The 22,769-nt window shown below is 52.0% G+C and carries 13 protein-coding genes; 3 read left to right on the top strand and 10 right to left on the bottom strand.

The window, feature by feature from the left end; genetic code table 11:
* Positions 1 to 198 precede the first annotated feature (198 nt).
* The 10 genes from BUB16_RS08145 to uvrB all read right to left on the bottom strand — a co-directional run bounded on the left by BUB16_RS08145 (position 199) and on the right by uvrB (position 18,508).
* Complete coding sequence (locus BUB16_RS08145) at positions 199 to 2,805, bottom strand: zinc-dependent metalloprotease (RefSeq protein ID WP_170864329.1); 2,607 nt, start codon at positions 2,803 to 2,805, stop codon at positions 199 to 201.
* A gap of 19 nt (positions 2,806 to 2,824) precedes the next feature.
* Positions 2,825 to 5,539, bottom strand: a complete 2,715-nt coding sequence (locus tag BUB16_RS08140) for a zinc-dependent metalloprotease (protein ID WP_211483129.1) — start codon at positions 5,537 to 5,539, stop codon at positions 2,825 to 2,827.
* A gap of 371 nt (positions 5,540 to 5,910) precedes the next feature.
* Positions 5,911 to 7,443 (bottom strand): PKD-like family lipoprotein, encoded by a 1,533-nt coding sequence (locus BUB16_RS08135; RefSeq protein WP_073062052.1) that lies wholly within the window; start codon positions 7,441 to 7,443, stop codon positions 5,911 to 5,913.
* Positions 7,444 to 7,455: 12 nt separating this feature from the next.
* A complete protein-coding gene (locus BUB16_RS08130) occupies positions 7,456 to 8,196 on the bottom strand; it encodes a DUF4843 domain-containing protein (protein ID WP_073062050.1) in 741 nt (246 codons plus the stop codon).
* A gap of 64 nt (positions 8,197 to 8,260) precedes the next feature.
* Positions 8,261 to 9,745, bottom strand: coding sequence for a RagB/SusD family nutrient uptake outer membrane protein (locus BUB16_RS08125; protein WP_073062048.1), 1,485 nt, complete (start codon positions 9,743 to 9,745; stop codon positions 8,261 to 8,263).
* A gap of 26 nt (positions 9,746 to 9,771) precedes the next feature.
* Positions 9,772 to 13,179, bottom strand: coding sequence for a SusC/RagA family TonB-linked outer membrane protein (locus tag BUB16_RS08120; protein WP_170864328.1), 3,408 nt, complete (start codon positions 13,177 to 13,179; stop codon positions 9,772 to 9,774).
* A gap of 70 nt (positions 13,180 to 13,249) precedes the next feature.
* Positions 13,250 to 14,320 carry a FecR family protein gene (locus BUB16_RS08115; protein WP_073062042.1) on the bottom strand — a complete coding sequence of 357 codons (1,071 nt, stop codon included), beginning with the start codon at positions 14,318 to 14,320 and terminating at the stop codon, positions 13,250 to 13,252.
* 361 nt (positions 14,321 to 14,681) lie between these two features.
* Positions 14,682 to 15,260 (bottom strand): RNA polymerase sigma-70 factor, encoded by a 579-nt coding sequence (locus BUB16_RS08105; RefSeq protein ID WP_073062035.1) that lies wholly within the window; start codon positions 15,258 to 15,260, stop codon positions 14,682 to 14,684.
* A gap of 485 nt (positions 15,261 to 15,745) precedes the next feature.
* A complete protein-coding gene (locus BUB16_RS08100) occupies positions 15,746 to 16,297 on the bottom strand; it encodes a class I SAM-dependent methyltransferase (RefSeq protein WP_073062033.1) in 552 nt (183 codons plus the stop codon).
* Positions 16,298 to 16,459: 162 nt separating this feature from the next.
* Positions 16,460 to 18,508: an excinuclease ABC subunit UvrB gene (gene uvrB, locus BUB16_RS08095; protein WP_073062030.1), complete on the bottom strand. Its 2,049-nt coding sequence runs from the start codon at positions 18,506 to 18,508 to the stop codon at positions 16,460 to 16,462.
* A 217-nt stretch (positions 18,509 to 18,725) separates the two neighbouring features.
* Here uvrB and tyrA point away from each other — a divergent pair, with 217 nt between their 5' ends.
* From tyrA to BUB16_RS08080, 3 genes are all read left to right on the top strand, one after another.
* Positions 18,726 to 19,859 (top strand): bifunctional chorismate mutase/prephenate dehydrogenase, encoded by a 1,134-nt coding sequence (tyrA, locus tag BUB16_RS08090; protein ID WP_073062027.1) that lies wholly within the window; start codon positions 18,726 to 18,728, stop codon positions 19,857 to 19,859.
* 247 nt (positions 19,860 to 20,106) lie between these two features.
* Positions 20,107 to 20,721, top strand: a complete 615-nt coding sequence (locus BUB16_RS08085) for a hypothetical protein (RefSeq protein ID WP_073062024.1) — start codon at positions 20,107 to 20,109, stop codon at positions 20,719 to 20,721.
* Positions 20,718 to 22,691: a TonB-dependent receptor gene (locus BUB16_RS08080; protein WP_073062020.1), complete on the top strand. Its 1,974-nt coding sequence runs from the start codon at positions 20,718 to 20,720 to the stop codon at positions 22,689 to 22,691. The genes BUB16_RS08085 and BUB16_RS08080 overlap by 4 nt, the downstream gene beginning before the upstream one ends.
* Positions 22,692 to 22,769 lie beyond the last annotated feature (78 nt).

Below are 22,769 nucleotides of genomic sequence, written 5' to 3'. Positions count from 1 at the left end.
TATAGTTGATTTTATTAGAAGCCTTTGAAAACCAGGAATTTTATTCTAAGTCAAGGCCGGAGGGAGGTTGGAATCGCAGCATATAAGCCAATATGTGAGAGTTTCAACCGGCCGATAACACCGACATGGGGTAAAAGAACGGTTTTACAAAGGCTTCTGTTATTAGATGGAGACCATAACATACATGGTCTCCATATTTTAATCCGCTTCCAGTGCCTTGGTAAGCTTCAGCAGCAGATATTCATATTGCTCTTTAACATCCCCCTCCTGCTCGTCAACCGCCGTTTCCAGCACCTTTTTACTTTTTTTCAGTAAGGTGTACATCGTATCCGAGATATCTGCTGTACTTTCGCTGTTGGCGCGGGCCGGCAGGCCCGTAAGACGTTCAATAGTAAGTTGTGACATTGCGGCTCCATCCCCATACAGGGCAAATATGCGGTTATTGTGGCTGGACAAATCCGGCAGCCCGTATTGCAGCAGGGCCCGGTCGTTGTCGGTCCATGTATACGCACTGGCACTCGCACCACTTCCCTCCTCGCCTGTTCCATCCCGGATCGGTGAGTTGTCAATCAGGTAATCGGTCAACAGCGTCTGCATCATGCGTTCCGCCCTGGTCGGGATGCTTCCTGCCATGGTACTTTCCCAGACATAATCGAATACATCATTTAAAAACTCCTGCTGTGTGTACGTAGCGCCGTATGCCTTCTGCTGACTCACCTCAATCCGGTCCACGCCCCATCGCAGGATATAAGGGAACAAGACCGCTATTTTGCGGTTCTGTACATCCCCGTTGATATTATTCATCTCCCGGTTGATGCGTTCGTTATTCATCCAGGAGGTGGCTTCCAGCGACTCCAGCAAAAAGGTCAGCGACCTTCTCTGCTTTGCTTCGGACACCACCTCAAAAGCCGGAAATGGGTCGCCCTCATACTTCCGATGCTGGTAAATGCCCCCGATATTGGTTAAAACATGCCGCCAGTACCAGTAAAACTCGATATTAAGAACCGAAAAGTTTACCTCGGTTTGAAACCGGTAATCCTCATCCTCCTCATTGACCCACTCGTTCATATGCTCAAATACGTACTTCAGGTTTTTAATCGCATAGCGTGCGGCTTGTAACCGGTCGCTGCCCAGCAAGCCCAGTACATTACGATGTGAATTCGGGTCCCGGGTGCTATTCGAATCGTATTCCCGGTAGCGATACATGGGATCGTCAATTTTATCGGCAATCCATTTTCTCAGCGTAGGAACCTCTTCTTCCGGGCTGTCAGCTTCCTGGATGGGGGTATAGAGCCACTTGATGGCATAGTAATCATACACTCCCAAATCATTGGGCGTCATTTTTACGCCACGCTCGACATCACCGGGCTGGGCGACATAATTGAAGGTTACATTATCCATAATGGAGGGAGTGATCCCGTATTGCCTGGTAAAGGACGGTGATCGCAGGGAATCCACCGGAATAGCCGAAGCAGCCCCTATATTGCGGGTCAGGCCCAGCGTTTGCCCCACCTGCCGTGCGGTCACGTCCCTGATGGCCTTGCCCAGCAGTTCATCCGGAATATCGGTCGTTCTGACGCGCTTTTCAGCCGCCCCAATCTGGATAAACATGCTCCTGCGCAGCCGGTCCAGCACTCCCTGGTAGAGTGAAACCGACGCACTTAGAATTTCCCCGGAGCGGGGATCCACCCATGTTCGTCCCTTGGCCCTTTCATTATTGCTAAACACATAGTTTATCGTCGTGTATTTAATGTTATTGGGATCGAAGTCGGGGTCATCTTCCGGAAACGGGCGAGTCACCAGCGCATTCTTAAACCCCACCTGTTCAAACGCTTTGTTCCAGTCTTCTACGCCTTCCTCCACGTAGCGGACCCAGGCATCGGGAAAGGTATTATCAATGTAAAAGACCACCGGCTCGACCGGTTTCCCTTCTCTGAACGCTTCCGGGTCTTCCGGCCGAAGCTCCCACCGGTTGGCATACCGCACCTCCTCTGTGCCGTTGTCGTGACCGGAAATCCTGTAAAATTCATTGGAAGAAATTCCTATGCGAGGATCACTGATTCGCGGGCGCATGGTCTGATCCGGCAACAACACCAGGGTGTGCTTCATGCGGTAGGTGGCGGGACGTTCATTCTCCGTCTGAAATCCCAAAAAGGAGGAGGATATGTCGTAGGACAGATAACTCGTGATCGTGATATTATCTTCAAAAGCCGAGACGTCGACCAGCTGGGAGCGGCCTTTCTTGAATGTTGGTTTTTTGCTGGCAAATAAAGAGGAAACACCGGCATAGGGACCGAAAGGATCAATGGCATCCCTGCCGTTTATAAAGATGCCCGTGGCGTCAAAAACCAGCGCGGAACTGTCCGGTGTAACGGCCTCGATATCAAAAGAATCCAGAATGGGGCCCAGGTTATTCTTCTCAAGGGCAGATTGTATGGCCCGCGCGCTGTCCCCGGTCACAGGCGATACCTTGACTTCACGCAGGTAGATGGTGGAATCATCCATCGTAAAATAAATGGGCAGAGGGGCGTCCGGCTGCTCTCCCATCGCCGCATCCGCGGCATTGCTGGTGGCTTCTACGGAGGCGCCCAGAAGCATTTTTTTATCCAGCAGCTCCGTGGGAAACTCAAAATAGACCTTCCCGTCCATTTTGCGCAGGATCATCATACCCTCCGAACTTTCCACGGGCTTGTCCTCAAACAGCTCCTCATAATCCGTGGTCCGGGTGGAATCCTCTTTTTCCTGCGCCATTGATATCCCACCAAACATAGCCAGGAGCACAACGGCAAGACTTATTTTCTTCATTACGATCTTAAATGACATCTTAGCGAATAACGTTTTCAATATTGCGCAGTAACAGTTCATAGTGTGATTGGGCACCGGCAGCAGCGGTATCATCTGCCACAGCTTCTTCCAGCAGCGACTTGACCTTCTTCAAATAAGTGTAATTCAAGTGATCCAATACCGGCTTCGTGTGAAAGCGAATGCGGGCGGTGCCGAAAGAGGCCGACACGGGGTCCGACCTTCCGGCATTGACATGCGAGGAGATTGGGGCAATGTACTTCCGATAGAGGTCGCTTCCGAACTCCGTCCGCAGGTGCTCCTCCACAAACTCGGGCAACTTTATCCTAAGCTCATGCGCATCCCTGTCGTCTGATGCAAAAGCGGAGGTACCGGTGGCACCTGCTCTCTCCAGCCCGCTTTTAGCAATGACCGCCTGAACATAGGCTTTCTGAAATTCGCGCTCGGCCTCCGTGAGCGTGGACTTCTCCTGTAAAGGTTCCTTCCAGAGCGAGTTGAATATATCCTCCATCACATCCTCGGGGCTATAGGGATTTTCTTCCCGGGATTTTAAGGCGGAAAGATGAACTCGTTCCGGGGCTCCCAAAATCACTTCGATGAGTTGATTCCGGATAACAGCCGACGGGCTGCCGGTCAGCGGCAGATTTGTTACCACCTCCTCCTGTTCAAGCCAATCCAGCCGGTTCAATTCCTCCAGCAGCATACGAAAAGCTTCCCGCTGTTTTTCCCGCGGTACGGAACGGTAATGGGGACGCGAATCACCCACATATTTTTTATTGAGATAGATCCCCCCGACATTCCGGTATACATGATTCAGGTAGCGGACATACTGCATGATCATGCCGTTCCGGATGCGTTGGCGGTAGCTGTAATCCGTATCCTCTTCTTCCACCCACTCGTTTATATGATTCATCACGTATTTAAGATTATCAATACCGTATGTTGAGGCCTCAACCGCATCGTCCCCCAGGTCTTCACTCAGAGAACGGGGATCCAGGTAGGCTCCCTGGGCACCGTAGCGGTACCGGTCGTCACCGGCTTTTTCATCCACCAACCGGGTCAACCGTTCTTTCTGATCCTCTTTCGACACTTCTTCGGGAAAGTAGCGGTAGTTCCAGTCCACCAGATAGTAGTCATACAACCCGAATTTCGGCGGCGTCAGCTGTACACCCCTTTCTTTGTCCCCCGGCTGAGCCACATAATTGTAGCGCGCATAGTCCATAATGGAATAGGTGGTGCCGTGCTTCCTGGTAAACGAGGGCGACCGCAGGGAATCGACCGGGACCGCGTGGGAGGCCGCCATGTTGTGCATGAATCCCAGCGTGTGACCGATTTCGTGGCGGACCACATAGCCGATGCCCTCTTTCCGGTATGATTCGGGGAGCTTCGTTTGCCGGACCGCTTTGTCGGCCGGGGCCGTTTGGATGAAGCGCCAGCTGTTCAGCAGCCGTACAATATCATGATAGATATACACGGAAGCATTGAGAATCTCCCCCGTTCGCGGGTCGATCCAGGAGGGCCCCATGGCGTTTTGCACCGAGGCGGGCGCATAGCGCACGACATTGTATTTAAGATTGTCCGGATCGAACTCGGGATCCTCTTCCGGGTAATCGAGGGCCCGGACCGCATGCTCGAATCCTATGCGTTCAAACGTCTCATTCCAGTCCCTGATCGCCGACTTGATGGTGGCCCGCCAGCTCTCGGGGAAGTCGGAATCCACATAAAAGGTGATCGGTTCCACCGGTTCCGACAGCTCCCCGTTGTTATAGGCTTCGACATCCCTGGGCTCCAGCCGGAATCGCCGGGCGTAGCGCACAGGTTCCACTTTGTCCCCCGACCCCGAATATTTATTCTTGCGGGTCGTAAAAACACCGATGCGCGGATCTGCGATACGGGGTCGCATCCGGTCCTCCGGCAGAAGCAGCAGGGTACGGGTCATGACCGCGGTAAAGGGGGTGTCCTCTTCCGTGCTGCTCCCCGCCTGTTCTTTCAGAGTATATTCGTACGAAAGGTGACTTTTGATCGTCAGATTGTCTTCAAAGGATTTAAAGCCGCCGATAAAGGACCGGTTCTTTTTAAATTGCTTTTGATCTATCAGAGCGGACGAGATAGTCATCCCGATCGGCCCGAACGGCGACAACTCTTCGGTATCACTGACGAAGAAATCGGTTACCTCGATGATCCCCGACGTCTCCTCCTCGTTGTACGCTTCGATATCGAACTTTCTCAGCACCGATCCTATACTGTTCCTGTCCAGCGCCCGGTGAATGCCGGGATTGTTGTCCGGGGCAATGGCATCTTTCTGAATTTTCTGCAGCAACAGTACCGAGTCGACCCGGGCGAACTGAATTTGCAGGGGATTGTGCGGCTTGGCTCCGACGGTCCCCAGTTTATTGTCGCTGATCTCGGATATAGTCGACGACAGGAGCATATCCCGCCCCAAAAGATCGAAGGGCACCTCGAGGTACAGCTTCTCATCCTTATAATACAGATTCAGCAAGCCCTCTGCGGACCTGTCCGCCTCCTCCACAATCTCCTCGTATGACGACGGTTCCTCGGTTTCAGTGGAATCCGTCTCCGCACCCGTCGTATCCGAGTCGGCATCGGTGGTATCCGTTGCCGTATGGGTCACGGCCGGTGCCTGGCTTTTCCGGACGGTTTCACTTGACTGGCAGGCGACATTCATCAACATCGCCAGCAATAACACAACGGGCACATACAAAATCTTGTTCGTCATTCTCTTTTTACTCATTTAATCTTTGTTTACTAAGTAATGGCTTTGCAAAACCGTTCTTTTGAGCGATGTCGGCGTTATCGGTCGATTGAACTCCTCACATATAGGCGATATGCTGCGATTCCAACCCTCCTCTGGCCCTGATCCTGGACAAAATTCCTGGTTTTTCAAAAAATTATAGGTATAAGTTACTTGATTAGCAGGTTAAACGGTTACCATAGTTTGTTACATCTGGTTTCGTACACGGCCGGCATATAGACAGGAGATCCGCCCTTATCCCTAAAGGTAGGGGAAAATCGGGAAGTAAATCCAGCCGTTAATTATATTTATATGTAAGGGACTGCTTTCAAAATCATTCTTTTGCATTTAATAATTTACTGGGGCTTAATGGCCGTAATGCGTCCAAAACCGCCGAAGCTTTTGATATTTCCTTCATCAATATTACCCACGCCCAGGTTGGTAATCGGCAGCAGGTACACCTTCCCCTCTGAGCCATCGTAGGTGGACATCACCAGCTGGCGGTGGTTGGTATCTATAAATGGATCATCGCTGGGATAGCCCGACTGCTGGTACAGCTGCAGGGAGGTGATTTCCTCCCCGGCGGGAGCGGTGTAGCGCTCCTCGAATACGGGGCTGCTGGTGCTGTACAGCGCAGCATAGACGGTAGTGCTCGTGGCATAATACATCACGCGCTGGTTGTCGGGCAATACAAAGTATTCAGCTTGCTCAATAGCCGGGGCGCCTGAGAAATCGTACATAGCTTTGGGGAGCGGGGGCGTTACCGGGTCGGGGTAGTTGGATACCTCATCATTAAATATATACAGCGTAAAACTGCCCGAATCCTTGTCCCTGAGCAAATGCCTGAAATCCCCGTTGACAGCCACACCGGCCGCCATGTTCTCCTTGTTGGTTACCTCCGACGGGTCGAAGGTCTCCCCCGATCCGGAAGGCATAAGATTCATTTCTTCTCCCGCTTCGTAGTATATAAACTGCTCGTTCACCTCGTCATAAAAGGTGACCGGTATTTGTTCATAGAGCACAGCGTCCAGTGCCACCTGCGCGGGGACCGTAAACGGAAACGGTGCATCAATCGGAGCGGTAAAGCGTCTGCTCGAACGCAGATATTCCTCGTATAGGTCCCCGTTATTTACAAGGACGGTGCCCTGATAAATACCCCCTAATTTCTGCGGGCTGAATTGGGAAGGAGCATAGTGGAAAAGCTCCTCGTTCATAGAGTGATATGAATAGTCCAGCCTGCTGATTCTCATGACGGATTGCCCCGTGATGGCTAACAGGACCGGATCTCCATAAATATTGACCGGCTGCATATCCTGGACAAGGCCGGGTATCAATTCGTCGTTAATGGTGGAGTAGACCTTTCGCTGGATGTTTACTTCGGAGTAATCCTCTGTCACTTCCGGCGCCATAATAAGACTCAGATCGGTATCTGACCCGTTATCCGTTTCGGCAATCACCAGCCCCTCGCCCAGGCTGTTCATCACATAGAGCGGCCAGGCCATAATATACTCCAGTCCATTGCTTTCATCCGTAACCGTGTACTGGACCTGGTAAGGGTCATCCTCTTCATTCGGGGTAAGCTCCACTTCATAGCCTTCGAGGTTTCGCTGCTCACTGATCACTTCAGAGAGCGTATCATTCTGCGCATAGTATAGGCGCCATTCATAGCTCAGATCGGATTCGCCTACTCCCTCCGTATGAAGTTCCGGTGCGACCTCCAGCTCTTCAAACTGCAACAGGCGGAGTTGGGGCATTCCCGTCGTATCGATCACGACCCCCGGGATTTCTGATGTTGCGTAGGTAGTGGAGTCATCCCGGCAGGAGGACAAGACCGCTCCCAGGCTGATCAGGGTCAGAAACAATAACAGGTGTATGCTTTCTCTTTTCATAATAACTTAATCTCAATCATATTCACTTTGGGTATAATAAATGGGTTCGATCAACTCGCCCTCCCTCGGACCGTCTTCATGCCGGAGGGGATCGTCGGGATGCTCTTGGTTGTACTGTTTGATATAGTCGCCGAACTCTCTTCCCAGCGCCCTCATCCCCGATACCCCAACATCAAAATACACGTCCCTCCGGGTTAATTCCGTAAACCCCGTGAGCTCGACAATAATCCGGTAAGCCGTGCTGCTCGGCTCGGTGCAAAAGAAATAGGAATACCACCGCCATTCGGGGAGTACAACCTCATTGGTCCAGGTCAACAGGAAATCATCGGATTCGGCATTGCCCGGTTTAAAGTCTCCTGAGTCTTCCACTCTGAAATGGAGGGACACCCGGCTGCTGTCGAGCTTTTCGGAGTTATATAATCGTATGGACTGGACCCCCGTAAATTGTCCCGCCGGCACCACCCCTTCCATCATGTCATAATCACTGCTTCCCGCGGTTGTCAGGGAGTCCTCTATGATTTCAAGGGTAATGGGACGATCATGGCCGGTACTGTCGCCCATGACCTGCAGGGTAATCTCCTGGACATACTCATCCTCCGGGTTATCCAGAAAAGAATAGGTGGTCGAATCGGCCGTGAAATTCAGAGCGGTATACTCCTCATCATACGACATGATTTCCTCCTGCTCGCATCCGCTGAAAACCGCGGCTCCAAGCAGCACAACACCGCAGATAACAAGTTCTTTTTTCTTCATAGCCTTCGTGTTCTGACAATTATCAATTCAAATAATAGCATATTCTCTTTCTCATATTCCCTGGTTACCGGAAGATGGATTCGCTGTCGGGATAAGGCAGCACATAAATATCATCATCTGCATTCACGCTCTCTGAGAGCCCCGGGATGGAGGGTACGCCCCATCGCTTGTAGAAAAAGAATAGTTGTCCCTCACTGACATATTCCTTCCGGTACTCCTTGTACAGCTCCTCTTCAACCGTCTCCGCATCGGCGTCGTCCGGAATTTCCTCTATGATCCCCCGGCTGGTCCGCACCCTGTTCAGGTAATTGATAGCGGGCTGCAGCTCGCCGTTGTTCAGGTAATATTCCGCCGCGATGTAGTACATCTCCGGCATTTTGATCAGCGGTAATATATTGCGGGAGGGAATAGCGGTATTGTCGCTCTGCAGCAGTTTGACACTGACATACCCCAGCGACTGATCGTCCAGCAGGCTGTTGTAGCGGATATCAGGGGGACCGACATTCACGTTATCGGTCTCGTACAGTTCGTTGGTGGTTTCCGTACTCAAATACAGCGCATCATAATCCGTGACATCGGTCGCTGTCAACAACGGGTTCACGATATCCTCAAAGCCGTTGACATCCAGGCTAAAAAGCACCTCCGGGGATAAAATGGGATCCGAGCCGACGTCATAGGTCTGTCCGTCGATGAGCTCGGCCGGCCCATCACTGATCACCTCCTCGGCCGCCCGGCGGGCGCTGTTCATATGCTCCATTCCTCCCTGCCACAGCAGGGCCCTGGCCTGGAGGGCCCTGAGCGCATAATAATTCATGCGCACCTTTCGGTTATCGTAAAAGTCTTCCTCTCCTATGGTATTCTCGTATTCATCCGACCGGTCGGGATCCTCATAAATGGGGTCCGACTGCAACAGCTCCAGTCCCTCTTCGAGGTCCTCGTTCAGGAGCCGGAAGGTCTCCTCATAACTCCGCCGGGGCGGGATCTCTTTGCTGTAGTCGGTGACATAGGGGACGGCCGCCTCGCTCATCAGCCCCGCGCGCTCCTCCAGGTTGCCGTAGCCGAACAGGCGCAGCAGGTCAAAATGCAGAAAGGCCCGCAGGCCCAGCAGCTCCCCCTTTATGATGTCATGGTCATAGTCATCCAGTACCTCCCTGTTTTCCTCAAGGTACTCCAGGATATTATTTATATCGGCAATGGTGTTATAGGACTTCTGCCAGACGGCATCAATCCTACCGGCTGCAAAGGTCGTCCCGTATTCGTACTCTTGCAAGTCATAATAATCCGCACCGCTGGTAAACGGGGCGTATTGCCGGCTCAGGATATCCACCATATTCCAGCTCAGGTCTTTGGCGTAGGAGTCCGTCGAGGTCATTCCCACATACACGCCGGTCAGCGCATTTTTAAACCCGGATTCCGATTCGAACTGCTCATCCGCGCGTATCTGGGAGTTCGGGGTAACGCTGAGCCAGTCCCGGCAGGAAAAGGCTGTGAGCATGATCATGATAGCTGTTAAAAATACTACTACTATAGGTTGCCGTTGTGTCTTCATAGCTATTGGGTATGCTTATCCATTTTTTAAAACGTTGCAGACAATGAGAAGGAGACGCGGCGGGCAAACGGATATTGCCGGCCCCGTTCGATTCTCACCGAAGAAATAGTGGCCACATCATTCATATTGGCCCCTATCCTGAGCCTCCGCACGCCGATAGGCTCAAGCAGCCGGGGACTGAAATGATAGTAAAGGCTTATGGCAGCGATGTCCAGCTGATTCAGGTCCTGGACAAACCGGGACGTCGGCCGCGTTCTTCTTCTGAAATCTGTATTGGAATTATCCCCATCAGGATCATCCTGGTAATACAGCCCCAACCGCTTAAATTGTGCCTGGTCCCCGGGCTCCTTCCATCGCCCCGTAAGGACCCGCCGGTCCACGTTATAGCGGATATCCACATTCTCCACCTTGTTGACCAGGGTCTGGTTATACATCTGTCCCCCTCCCTTAAAGCGGGCTATTACGCTCAGGCCGAATCCTTTATACTCTCCGTTCACCCCGAAATTGCCCCGGTAGTCCGGTTCGCTGTTGCCGACCGCCACCATATCCCCGGGATCGTACTCGTAGGTGGTGCTTCCGTCCCGCTTCACGTAGATTTCATTCCCGGTAGCCGGATCGATCCCCATAGACGGCACAGCCCAGATATCGTTCATGGACCGCCCGTCTTCATATTTAAGGACCGGCTCACTGTTTGACCGGTTGGCAGCCTGCTCTTCGAGCCTCTCGTTGTGATTGCTCATGGCCTCCGACAGGTCAATGATTTCATTCTTGTTGGTAGCAACGCCGACATTCAGGGATAGAAATCCCTCGCTTCGCGAGACCAGCAGGTAGGAGGCCTTGACCTCGATCCCGCTGTTTTTGATCCGCCCGACATTTTCCTTGACCGTTGTAAAGCCGGTGGAGCTCGGGATGGTGAGATCGGTCACCAGATTTTCCGTATAGCTTTCGTAGTAGTCGAATCGCAGGGACAGGTTGGCGAGGTCTGCGTCTATCCCCGCATTGTAATCGAATTTGCTCTCCCACTGCAGACCCGGATTCGCCATATTCTGCGTATAGGATCCCACAAACCCATCGTAAAACGACTGCAGGTAGTAGGAATACGTGCTGATCGACTCGTTCGTCCTGAAATTCTGATTCCCGGTGGAACCGACCGATCCCCGGAGCTTCAGCCGGTCCACAACCTGCTGGTCCTTCAGAAACGACTCGTTGTGCAGGTTCCAGCCGAGACCGAAACTCCACAAACCGGCCCAGCGCTTGTCGGCTCCGAACTGAGAAGAAGCACTGCTCCGCAGCGTCAGGTCGGCCATATACCGCTCGTCATACATGTAGGAGCCGATGCCCAGCAGGCTGACCTCCCGGTTTATCCCCTCCACTCCATCCGGGTTGGAATCCAATGCATACGACCGGCCGAAAATAGGGTCATTGAGCCGCTCGCTGGGGAACCCCTCCACCGTGTGAATAAGCTCGCTGTAGTTCTCCTCGCTGATCTTGAAGCCCGCATTCCCCATATAAAAATGTTTCCCGATTTCATTGGTATAGGTCATATTCAGGTCGCCGGACAAGCTGTTGCGCTCCCCGCTGTTCAGCTGGTATAATCCCTTTCTCTCCGGTTGGTCAAGGTATACTCCCCTCTCAAACATAGTGTGTTCGGCCGGGTAGAACTCATCCGCTTCGTTATCCCAGGTACTTACGCTCACCCGGGCGGTTGTTCTGAGCTCGGGCAGGATATGCCATTCCAGGTAAAAATTGTTTTTGAAATTCAGGTAGCTGGAGCTGTTTTTGGAATCCAGCGTAGAGTTGTAAAGCGGGTTTGTAAACCGGACATTGCTGGAAACCGCCCCACTCGTATTTTGATAGACTCCTACTTCTGCATAGTAGGGAATGCTCCCGTCGGGGTTTTCGGCGGTCCAGTAGGGATTCATTCGCGAGTACTCGGCAAACTCGCCATAGGGCGAATTCCGCGTGCTTTTTTTATTCACCTGCAGGTTGTTCCTGAGCAAAAAGTTATCTACCCGGTAGGAGGCTTTGATATTACCCGACAGGTTCCTGCGGTAGGATCCTTTCATAACCCCCTGGTCGTCACCAAACGATACGCCCCCCAGAAGTTTCAAGTCTTCGGTCCCCAGCTCAACGGATATCGAGTGATCCTGGCCTACGGCATTGCGCAGCGGTTTGGACATCCAGTCGGTATTGAGTCCCTCTCGCGCCCGTTTCAGGCGAGCGTTGTAGGTTTGCTGCAAGGCAATATAATCCTGGGGATCATCATCCTCATAGACCCCGTCGATGCGTTCGGCTTCCAGCTTTTCCAGTGCATTCGTAAGGTTATAGCTGGACAGGTCCGGAGCCTCTACAAACATATTGGCATTGTAGGTAATAATGGGATCGGTGGCATACAGCTGCTTGGTTTCGATGACGACCACCCCGTTCGCTGCTTTCGACCCGTACAACGCCTTGGCGGAGGCGTCCTTCAGGATCGTGATACTCTCCACGCGGTTCACATCCAGGTCAAACACGTCCTCAGCGGTGGTCTCGAAGCCATCCAGGATGAACAGCGGCTGGTTCGGGCTCTTCAGGTAGTTTCCCTTGAGCTCCGAGCTCAGCCCGGTCTCCTCAGCCGGAAAGGTGGACGTGCCGCGCAGCTGCATTTCCGGCAGGCTGTTCGGGTTCGATCCTTGGGCCAGGTCTTCAAATACCACAAAGGCGGGATCGATATTCTGAAGCGATTTGAACAGGTTGTCGTTGCCGCCCGCCCGCTTTAATTCCTCATTGCTGATGGTGACATGCGAGCCGGTGAAACTTTGAGCCTCCCGGTTAACAACGCCGGTTACCACGACTTCAGACAATTCGGAGGTCTCCTGCTCCAGGGTTACATTCAGCAGGGTTCTCCCGTTGATCGGCACTTCTTTATTTTTATAGCCGATAAACGAAAAGAGCAGCGTATCCCGCAGGGTGGGCACCACCAGCTCATACTTACCCTCTTTACCGGTAGAAACGCCCCGGGGGGTCCCCTTTACCTTTATATTGACCCCGGGCATTGTCTCATTGCTGGCGGCATCCCTTACCTCCCCTTTTATAACCGTATCCTGCAGCGCAGCTCGCAAGCTTCTTTTATCCGTCAGAACAATGTAATCCCGGGATACCGTATACGAAAGCGGGGTACCTTCGAGCAGATCGTTTAAAAATCCCTCCAGGGTATTTCGGCTGTCTTCCTGCAGGCTCATGTCGGAATAAGGGGCGACCAGTTCCTGCCGATAGACGAAGGTAAGTCCCGTTTCCTTCTCCAGGTATGCCAGGATATTCCCCAGGCCCCTGACCGGCCGGTCAATCGTATACACCCGGTTTTGTACAACCTGGGAGGAGCTTCCCTGGTTCATCCCGGTTGTTGAAAGCACTTCCGTAATATTTTGCCCGCTCAATGAAAGGGTAAGTCCCATAACCATTACGATTGATAGCACGAATCCTCTGCTCTGGCTTTTACTTATTTTCGACATCTTTTTTGTGATATTATTGCTGATCCTTCCTCTTTAACAAGACCGTCCTTCCGCTTATCTCATATTCCGCATTCAGTGAGAGCGCCAATACGCGTATCACCTGTTCCAATTCTTCCTCCTCAAAGGAGGCTGTTATTTTCTTGCTGTTCAGCACACTGTCTTTGACCGTTATATGTACGTCATAAAATCGTTCAAGCCTTTTCTTAATGTCCCGGAAGGGTTCTTTTTTAAACATTAGTTTTTCATCGAGCCAGGCGAGCGCATATTCGAGGTCTGCCTTTTGTACCACCAGCGGTGAATTTTCGCCGGTCACGCGAACCATATCCCCGCCTGTGACAGTCACCCGGTTGCCTGTCGCGGCTGAATCCTTTAAAGTCGACACTTCTACCCGGCCTTTTGATACGACTATATCCGTATTTTCAGTGTTGTAGGCTCTCACATTAAATTCCGTGCCTATATCCCTGACGCTTGCTTTTTCGGTGTTTACAACAAAGGGATCCGTTTGACCTTCATTATTGACCCTGAAGTATGCTTCGCCCTCCAATGCTATTTCACGGGTGTTTTTTCCGAAGGACTCGCTGTACCGGATCGTGCTTCCCGCATTCAGCGTAGCTATCGTCCCGTCGCTTAGCCGAAACGTGGCCCGCTCTCCCCGTTCCGATCGTATCGTATGCTCAACGGGCGCTTCCGAGACCGTCGCTTCTTCAGTGGGAGCGTATTCAGACAGGTAAACGGAAAAAAGTCCCGCCGCCACAAGCAACACAGCCGCCGCCTTAAACAGCACGGACCAGGAGGTGACGCCCTTTTTTGTACGGTAATTCGTTTTATAGTAATTCGAATGGCCGGCTGCGGAAGGATACTTTGGCGCTGATTTTTCCTCCATTTTTGTCTTAAATGAATACCATGCGCTGGTAACATCTTCCTCTTCGAGGAGCCGGAGCGACCCGGTCTTTTCCCACACCGCCTTGAGTTCTTTGAGTTTCTTTTGCCGGCCCGGCTTCTCTTTGACCCATTGCTCGACAAATGCCTTGTCCTCGGCCGAGTAGCTTCCTGAAATGTAATTTTTGACTTGCTCCGGGTACATTTATTAAAAAGTTGAATTCCTGATAGCAAATAACAGCAGTAGCATGTATTTCCTGCTTTCTACAGGTGTGACGTGCGGGCAGAGGTTTACCCCTACATCTTTTTTTAAAAAAAATCGGAATAACCGAGATGAGTCGTCTGGCGGACTTAGAGACGCCGGAAGAGCCGGACAAATTAAGTCGTATTTTGAGGTCTTTTTGAGACAAATGGGGAACTATTTAACAAAAACCCTCGGTATCCGGTCAAATACGGCGGAGTAGCAGTAGGGTTGCCAAGTCCGCCATGCCTTCCGGGCTTTATGGAAAAACCGGAAAGAACGGCAGAAGATTGAGTATGAGATGGCGAAATTTTGCAAAGGTCTTTTAAAAAACAGGGGGGACAAGCAACACGCCGCCTGCCAGGGTAAGCAGGGGCATGAATTTGTTGCGAAGGGACTCCAGGGCCCGGCTCATATGGGTCTCTACCGTACTTTCTGAAATTTCCAGCGTCTTCGCTATCTCCCTGTACGTCATCTGCTCATACCGGCTAAGCATGAACACTTCCCGCTGTCTTTGCGGGAGGTCCCGGATCGTCCGCTTGACCTCCCTGAGCATCTGCCGGTTATGGAGCTGGCGGTTCAAGCCGGGCCGCTCTTGCGCCTGTTTCCTTTTTTTCTCCTCTTTCCGCCAAGCTTTTTCGACCTTTTGGTGGCGCAGCCAGTCAATGCTCTTGTTGCGGGCGGCACCGAACAGGTAGGATTTCAGGGACCGCTCAATGGTTATGTCCTCCCGTTCTTCCCAAATGGTTAAAAAAACATCCTGTACCAGCTCTTCCGCTACCGCACGGGACTCCACATATCCCCAGACGAACCGGTACAACTGCTTATAGTACTGCCGGAAAAGCTTTTCAAAGGCTTCCTCATCCCCTTTGCGAATGTCTTTAAAAGAAATCTGCTCAGACAATGTTCAATGTCGTCTTTATGTTCCTAACGGTCGCATATCAACGGTCAAAACCCAGTAATAAACCATCCTGTTGCTTTAATGATACCCTTTGCAAAACCTTTCTTCTGGCAAATTTCTGCCTACTTGCATATTCAACATCCTCGCATGCGCTTATCCCGGATTATTAATGAAATAGTAGAAATTAAAGATTAAGCCGTTGATATAGTTTGGCATATCGAACAGTACGTATAGCTCAAATTTGAGTGCCGTTGCAAAGGGCTACGAAATTGACTGAAATTCCTGCTTTTTCAAAAACCTCCTAATAGATAATTATTTTTCGCGAACTAATAAAAAATATTTTTTATATAAAATAATACTATTAAAAATCATAAATAGTTAATATAACTAATGTAAATTATTTGTATACACTAATTAATTAAGATTAATGCAAAATAGGAAACAGTTGACAGGAGGGATACATCTATCCTTTTCTTATTGCCTTTTCACTACCGCTTCTCCGCCTCATAGATGGTCATCGGAGGGATGTTCCGCCACTCCCAGCTGGTCTTGAGGTTCCCGAATGCGTTCCGGAGCGGTTCTTTGAGATGTCCGGAGGTCTGATAGGCCAGGAACTTTCCGCCCTCTTTCAGCAGGTCTACGCTCTGCTGAAGCACCGAGGCTTTGGACTGCTCATCCAAAAAGGAAAAAGGAATGCCGGAAATAATGAAATCGGTCCTGCCGATCAGCTCATCCCCCAGCAGATCCGTGACAAACTCCACGCTTTGGTCGAACAGCGAGACCCGGGGATCATCAATTTCCCGCAGCTTTTCAAACAACAGCTCGTTGGTTTCAAAAAGGATCAGCCGGGAGCCCGGGGTCATTCTGGGCAGCAGGTAGTCTGCAAAAACGCCGGCGCCCGCTCCGTATTCCACGATCGTCTGATCCCGGCTTAAGTCGATCGGCCGGCATACCCGGCGGATGCAAAACTTAGAGGTGGGGGTCACGGAAGCGACATCCTTGTCTTTGAAGAAACTTTTCAGATAGGTAAGCGTACTCATTCCTGGTTATTGATTATTGGTTATCCGTTATTGGTTACATCACTGTAGGCTGCTGGCAAATTAAAAAATCGTATATCCCTTTTTCAGAGGCGGTGCGAGTGCTGCCATTCAACTTTCATGCCTCTTGTGGCCGTGTCATAACCAATAACAATGAACGGTAATCTAAAGCTCCCCCTTCAGCTGTTCAATCTGATCCCGGATGCGGGCAGCCTCTTCAAACTCCATATTCCGGGCGGCCGTCTTCATCGAGTCGTGCAGGTACTCCAGGAACTTCTCCTTGTTGTCGAACGTGATCTCCTTCATCGCGGGATTGGCTTTGTACTTAATGCCTTCCTCGGCTACTTTCACCATTTCAAGGGGCTCCTTGGATACTTCATCCTCGTCATCAAGGTCGAAATTCCGGGAAGATATGAGGGCCGGATCCACGAGCGGCTTGAGCTCTTTTTCGATGGTCTTCGGGGTAATCCCGTGTTCTTCGTTGTATTCCTTCTGAATCTTGCGGCGGCGCTCCGTTTCCTCGATGACGGTCCGCATGCTGTCGGTAATGTTATCGGCATACATGATCGCCTTGCCGTTGACGTTTCGGGCCGCCCGTCCCACGATCTGGAAGAGGGAGGTTTCGGACCGCAGAAACCCTTCTTTGTCGGCATCCAGGATGGCCACCAGGCTCAGTTCGGGGATATCGATCCCCTCCCGCAGCAGGTTGATCCCAACCAGCACATCGAAGTCCCCGCGCCGGAATTTAAAAAGCACCTCCACCCGCTCCATGGCACTGAGTTCGCTGTGCATGTACGCGGCCGAGATCCCCACACTTTTCAGGTACTCGCTCAGCTCTTCACTCAATCGTTTCGTCAGCGTAATGCAGAGCACCCGGTCTCCTTCCTCCACCCGCTTGCGGATCTCTTCCAGCAGGTCGTCGATCTGGTTGTCGACGGGACGTACTTCAATCTCCGGCTCCATCAGTCCGGTGGGACGCACGATCTGTTCCACAAAGACGCCGCCGCTCTTCTCAAGCTCATAATCGCTGGGGGTCGCGCTCACAAAAATAGCCTGGTTGGTCACGCTCTCCCACTCTTCGAAGGTGAGCGGACGGTTATCCAGCGCCGACGGCAACCGGAAACCGTGCTCTACCAGCTCGGTCTTCCGGGACCGGTCCCCGCCGTACATCGCCGATATCTGCGGGACCGTCTGGTGACTTTCATCCACCACCAGCAGAAAATCATCGGGAAAATAATCAAAAAGGCAATAGGGACGCTCTCCAGGCTTTCGATTGCTCAGGTATCGCGAGTAGTTTTCGATGCCGGAACAATAGCCGATCTCCTGCATCATCTCGATATCAAAAAGCGTGCGCTGCTCCAGCCGCTTCGCCTCCAGGTGCTTGCCTTCGTCCGTAAGCGTGCCGACCCGCCAGTGCAGCTCATCGCGTATCTGGTCGATCGCCTGCTCCAGCCGGTCCTGGGTCGTCACATAATGCGATGCGGGATAGATATGAAACTCGTCCACCTGCTCCAGCACATTCCCGGAATCGGTATCCACGATCTCCATCTTCTCAATTTCATCGCCCCAAAAAGAAATCCGCAGTCCGTCCTCGGCATAGGCGGGATACAGGTCCACCACATCCCCCCGCACCCGGAAGGTTCCCCTGCTGAATTCCCGGTCGTTGCGCGTATAGTGCAGGTCCACCAGGTCATAGAGCAGCTTGTTCCGGGGGATCTCCATCCCGCTTTGAAGCTTGATAATCAGCTTTGCATACTCCGAGGGCGACCCGATACCGTAAATACAGCTCACCGATGAAACGATGATGACATCCCTTTTGCCGGACAGCAGCGAGCTGGTCGCCCGCAGCCGAAGCCGCTGTATCTCATCGTTGATTGACAGGTCTTTTTCAATATATTTATCCTGAGAAGAGAGGTAGGCCTCCGGCTGATAGTAGTCATAATAGGAAATGAAAAACTCCACCCGGTTGTTCGGGAAAAAATCACTGAGCTCGCGATACAGTTGAGCGGCCAGGGTCTTGTTGTGGCTCATCACCAGCGTGGGCCGCTCCACCTGGTCGATCACGTCGGCAATGGTTCTGGTCTTCCCGGAACCGGTTATGCCCAGCAGCGTCTGGTACTTGTCGCCTTTTTCAACGCCTTCCACCAGCTCTTTGATGGCATTGGGCTGATCACCGGCCGGAGGCCAGGGAGATTGTAAATCAAATTGAGACATCTGATAACTGTATTTTTCCTGTTAAGACTGCAGGGAAGGGCTTCCGGAAGCAGGAGGTCTCCGGGTCCTGCGATTTCAGCTTTATGTACCTTATAAGAAAACGAAATCGGCACATAATCATTCTATAAAAATCACATTTTTTTAGGGCAATTGATAGTAAAACTTTAATTTAACGGCTTCGCTTTACACAAAACAGTTTGGTTAATTACAAGATAGCATGACAAAAGACGAAAAAAAATTAGGACCCCAGCGCAGCCGCATTGACGAAATTGACCGGCAGCTGCTGGATTTGCTTTCTGAACGCAGCAGCATCGTACATGAAGTGATAGAAAAGAAGATCCGGAACCAGCTGCCCATTTTTGCTCCCAAACGGGAGGACGACAAAACCGACAAATTTCGACAGATGGCCGGGGAGCGGGGACTGGATCCCGACTGGGCGGAAGATTTTCTGCGGATGATCATGGCCTCCTCCCGCGCCAGCCAGTCCTCCAGCCAGTTCCCGCGCGCCACCGAAGAGCCCAAACACGTGTTAATTGTGGGGGCCCGAGGTGGGATGGGGCGGCTGTATACGCGTATTTTCGAGCAATCGGGACACACGGTATACAAAATCGATAAGCACAACTGGTATGAACTCGAGGAGATGGCCCCGAAGCTGGACCTCGCTATTGTCACCGTGCCCATCAACGTAACGGCAGATGTCATCCGTCGCCTGGCCCCGAAGTTAAACAAGGGTACCGTTCTTGCGGACTTCACGAGCAATAAGACCGATCCCATCGAAGTGATGAAAGAAGCGCACAGCGGTCCGGTACTGGGACTCCACCCCATGCACGGCCCTGACGTCAACAATCTCTCCAAGCAGCTTATGGTCGCCTGTGTGGGACGCGATGAAGCGGCCTCCGCATGGATGGTGGAACAAGCCCGGCTGTGGGGAATGCGGGTTATTGAAGCCGACCCGCAAAAGCACGATCACGTAATGCACCTGGTACAGGGACTGCGCCATTTCGTAGCCCTGCTGCACGGGTCATTTATGAAAACCTATGACCTGGATCCCCGGGACATCCTGGAGTATTCCAGTCCCATATACCGTGGAGAACTCATGATGACCGGGCGGATCTTTGCCCAGAGCGCCGAACTCTATGCGGATATCGTATTTGCCAATGAAGAACGCCGGCAGCTGCTGCTTAACTTTATCGAGCATAACGACCGGCTGACCCGGATGGTCAAAGAGGACGATAAAGAAGGATTTATCAAGGAATTTGAAGCAGTGACCGATTTCTTCGGCAGCTTTGCCAACCAGGCCCTCGAGGAGAGCGGCTACCTGATTGACCGGCTGACGGACCGGTTCGCCTGATCGTTAGTATATCCCCGGCAACAGGCCGGCCGCCTGACTACAAAAACCAATTATATTTTATTTGTAGATGGATTTGATAGTACAGTAACTTTTATCATTTCCCACGGCCTTACTGAACATAAGGGAGATAGTCTCTCGCTGTGAAGCATTCACATGCCATTTTAATAGTAGTGATTTCACAGCATCTGCCGTGCACGCTCGTTCAGACTTTTTTTTGCCGAAAATGCGGCCCAGACATCCAAAAATTATGATAAAAAAAGTAGTTATCCTCGGTTTTTTCCTGTTCCTTGCGGCCCGGGCGGGCTATACGCAGGAGGGAAGCTACGAGCGCTTCACTGTGGATGCAAACAGCGCCGTATCGGTTCTGCAAAATGCGTTTACCGACAACTGGGAAAGCTCGCCGAGCCTGCATCTCGGCACCCGGGTAACCTATCATGCAGGCAACCTGGAGGCGGGCCTGCGCTATACCGATTATAATGTTGCAAACCCGGATTACGGGGAGGCCGACTTTTCATCCTATTTCATTTATATCGGATGGGAGTACCCTTTTACGCTTTACCGGGGACTGACACTGGCGCCCGGACTGCGCTTTGGCAACAACTTCATCTCCTTCGACAACCCCAAGGTCTATCCCCCGACAAACGGCTGGGCAGCATACCCGTTTGATCCCCATGAAAGCGAATTCGCCTATGAACTGATTGCGCGCCTGGAATATAGCCCGGGAAACAGCCCGTGGCGTATTCACTCCGGCTTTGCCTACAACCGGACCCTGACCTATCATCCCCTGTCCGTGGGACTGATCTCCTTCGGGATCAGCCGTTCATTCGCCACCCCTTCCTGGCTTAAAAACTTTCTGCAATGATCCGATTACTACTCAGCATACTGGTATTTCTCTGTTGCCTGCCCTGGCAGAGCACAGCTCAATACTCCGCCGAAAAGCGCGATAGCCTGAACACCTCCATACTCATCAATCCCAACGACCTGTTGCATACCATCCCCGAGTGGGATGCAGTAACGACGGACGGGTTCACCTACCGCGTAAACACCGGCTTGTACGGGTTCTACGGTCCCCAGCCCACGATATACCTGGATGACATTCCCATTGATTTCTCTTTTTTTAACTGGCAAAATCTAAACATGCTGCCCTCGTCCATAGAGCAGATCAGCCGGATAAGCTACAGCTCCGAACCCCGGGTATATAACCAAACGTTAAGCCGGGCGGGGTATCTCAACCTGCATACCCCCCGGCCGGACAGCGGGCTAAGTGTCTACGGATCCTTTACCGTCGGCAACCAGATAGAAGATCCGGGACCGTGGAGCTACGATTCGTCAAAGGTAACCCCCAATATCGACCGCAGGGGACCTCATTATTTTTCCGGGTTCGCCTATCGATCCTCCGGCTGGTATGCCCGGGGACAGTTTTCCCTGCGGCAGCATCAGCCGACAAACTTGAATAATCACCATCGCATCGGAAATTATTCGTATGTGGACAACGTCTGGCATGCGGTCAAAACCACCGTAACAAACGGGCTTGCCGAAATCGGCTATCAGTCCGACCGCTGGAACATCAGAGCCCGCGGATTATCGAGCAATAATGAAGAATACGTCTTTTTCCAGCCGTTTGGACGGGAAGTACCTTCGCTCACCGGCTATCGCCAGCTGGCGGTACAGGCAGCGCGGGAATCCGGTCCCTGGAAGGTCAGCGGACGCTATCTGGCCCATCGGAAGTTCATGGATTACCGGCTCAATAACAAAGGCTATGACTTCGACTGGCAGCAGCTGAGCCACCACTTTTCGCTATCCTCCCGCTACCGGCAACATAACATGCGGTTCAGGTCCGGCGCTTCACTTGAGATTAGCGATACCCGCGGGTTGCAGATGGAGAGTCAGCAGGTCGTTGCTACCTTGTTCGGATCGCTCCATGCACGGCTCCATGCCCGTCACACCCTTGATGCGGATTTGAATGTAGATATTGCTGCCCGTGAAACCGCGGCCTCTTTCTCCCTCAGCTCCCGGCACCAGCTTACGGACGGCTGGACCGTAGAGGGGGATATTGATTACGACGAGCTGCTCTATTACCGGCAGCAGAGCAGTACCTACTGGTACAGACACGGCTATACGCTTTATTCACAGCTGGGGATCGGTATTGACACGCCCATCAGCTCCCAAAGGAATAGAGCGGGGAGTATTCAATTGACCAACCGCATTCGACTCGCGCCCTCAACATCCTTTCACTTTAAGGGGCAGGCCCTCCATCACTATGCATTGAATATACCCTGGCAGGTGGTGGCTCTTCATGAGCAGCAGTTTCAGGGGCTGTATACCCAGCCACAGGATCTCGAATTCACCTCTGAAGAGGGAAACCGCTTCAACCTTCGGCTGGGACTTTCCCAGCAACTGAATTCCAGGCTGAGCCACCAGTTCAATGTGATGATGCAGTATACGCTGAGCGGCACGAACCGCTACCGCTCGTACTGGCAGCAGACCCCGCAAAACCGCATGACCTATGAATTCAACATTCAGCCCGCCAGCGATCTGTCGTTTTCCCTGCTGACCGCCTATCGAAGTTCATCACAGTGGAAAGAATATCAAAATCTTGACGGCAAACGCTATCGGTCGCTCCAGCCCCAATACCCGCTGCAATACGGGACCTTCCGTACGAGAACTCCCTCCTTCCTGAAGGTGGATATAACCGCCAAAAAATGGTTTTGGAATCAGCGGCTGGCAACCACTTTTTCCGTGCGGAACCTCCTGAATACCGAAGTCCGCTACCACACGCTGGGACTGGACAAGGCACTGCAATTTGTGATCAAAGCTTCGCTCACCCTTTGACCCGGATTACCTAACAAATATACTTATTGAATATACTGTGCTTTTTTGGCTCTTTTTATTTATTGCCTGCGGATATTA

It is taken from the genome of Fodinibius roseus, from assembly GCF_900129315.1.
GTDB lineage: Bacteria > Bacteroidota > Rhodothermia > Balneolales > Balneolaceae > Fodinibius > Fodinibius roseus.
Note: the sequence above shows the minus strand (reverse complement) of the source record. Positions and strands in the feature narration are given on the sequence as shown.

What these genes read in the sequence shown, in the direction of transcription:
- BUB16_RS08145 (WP_170864329.1), bottom strand. Translation starts at nt 2,805, where the DNA reads ATGAAGAAAATAAGTCTTGCCGTTGTGCTCCTGGCTATGTTTGGTGGG.
- BUB16_RS08140 (WP_211483129.1), bottom strand. Translation starts at nt 5,539, where the DNA reads ATGACGAACAAGATTTTGTATGTGCCCGTTGTGTTATTGCTGGCGATG.
- BUB16_RS08135 (WP_073062052.1), bottom strand. Translation starts at nt 7,443, where the DNA reads ATGAAAAGAGAAAGCATACACCTGTTATTGTTTCTGACCCTGATCAGC.
- BUB16_RS08130 (WP_073062050.1), bottom strand. Translation starts at nt 8,196, where the DNA reads ATGAAGAAAAAAGAACTTGTTATCTGCGGTGTTGTGCTGCTTGGAGCC.
- BUB16_RS08125 (WP_073062048.1), bottom strand. Translation starts at nt 9,745, where the DNA reads ATGAAGACACAACGGCAACCTATAGTAGTAGTATTTTTAACAGCTATC.
- BUB16_RS08120 (WP_170864328.1), bottom strand. Translation starts at nt 13,179, where the DNA reads ATGGGACTTACCCTTTCATTGAGCGGGCAAAATATTACGGAAGTGCTT.
- BUB16_RS08115 (WP_073062042.1), bottom strand. Translation starts at nt 14,320, where the DNA reads ATGTACCCGGAGCAAGTCAAAAATTACATTTCAGGAAGCTACTCGGCC.
- BUB16_RS08100 (WP_073062033.1), bottom strand. Translation starts at nt 16,297, where the DNA reads ATGAGTACGCTTACCTATCTGAAAAGTTTCTTCAAAGACAAGGATGTC.
- uvrB (WP_073062030.1), bottom strand. Translation starts at nt 18,508, where the DNA reads ATGTCTCAATTTGATTTACAATCTCCCTGGCCTCCGGCCGGTGATCAG.
- tyrA (WP_073062027.1), top strand. Translation starts at nt 18,726, where the DNA reads ATGACAAAAGACGAAAAAAAATTAGGACCCCAGCGCAGCCGCATTGAC.
- BUB16_RS08085 (WP_073062024.1), top strand. Translation starts at nt 20,107, where the DNA reads ATGATAAAAAAAGTAGTTATCCTCGGTTTTTTCCTGTTCCTTGCGGCC.
- BUB16_RS08080 (WP_073062020.1), top strand. Translation starts at nt 20,718, where the DNA reads ATGATCCGATTACTACTCAGCATACTGGTATTTCTCTGTTGCCTGCCC.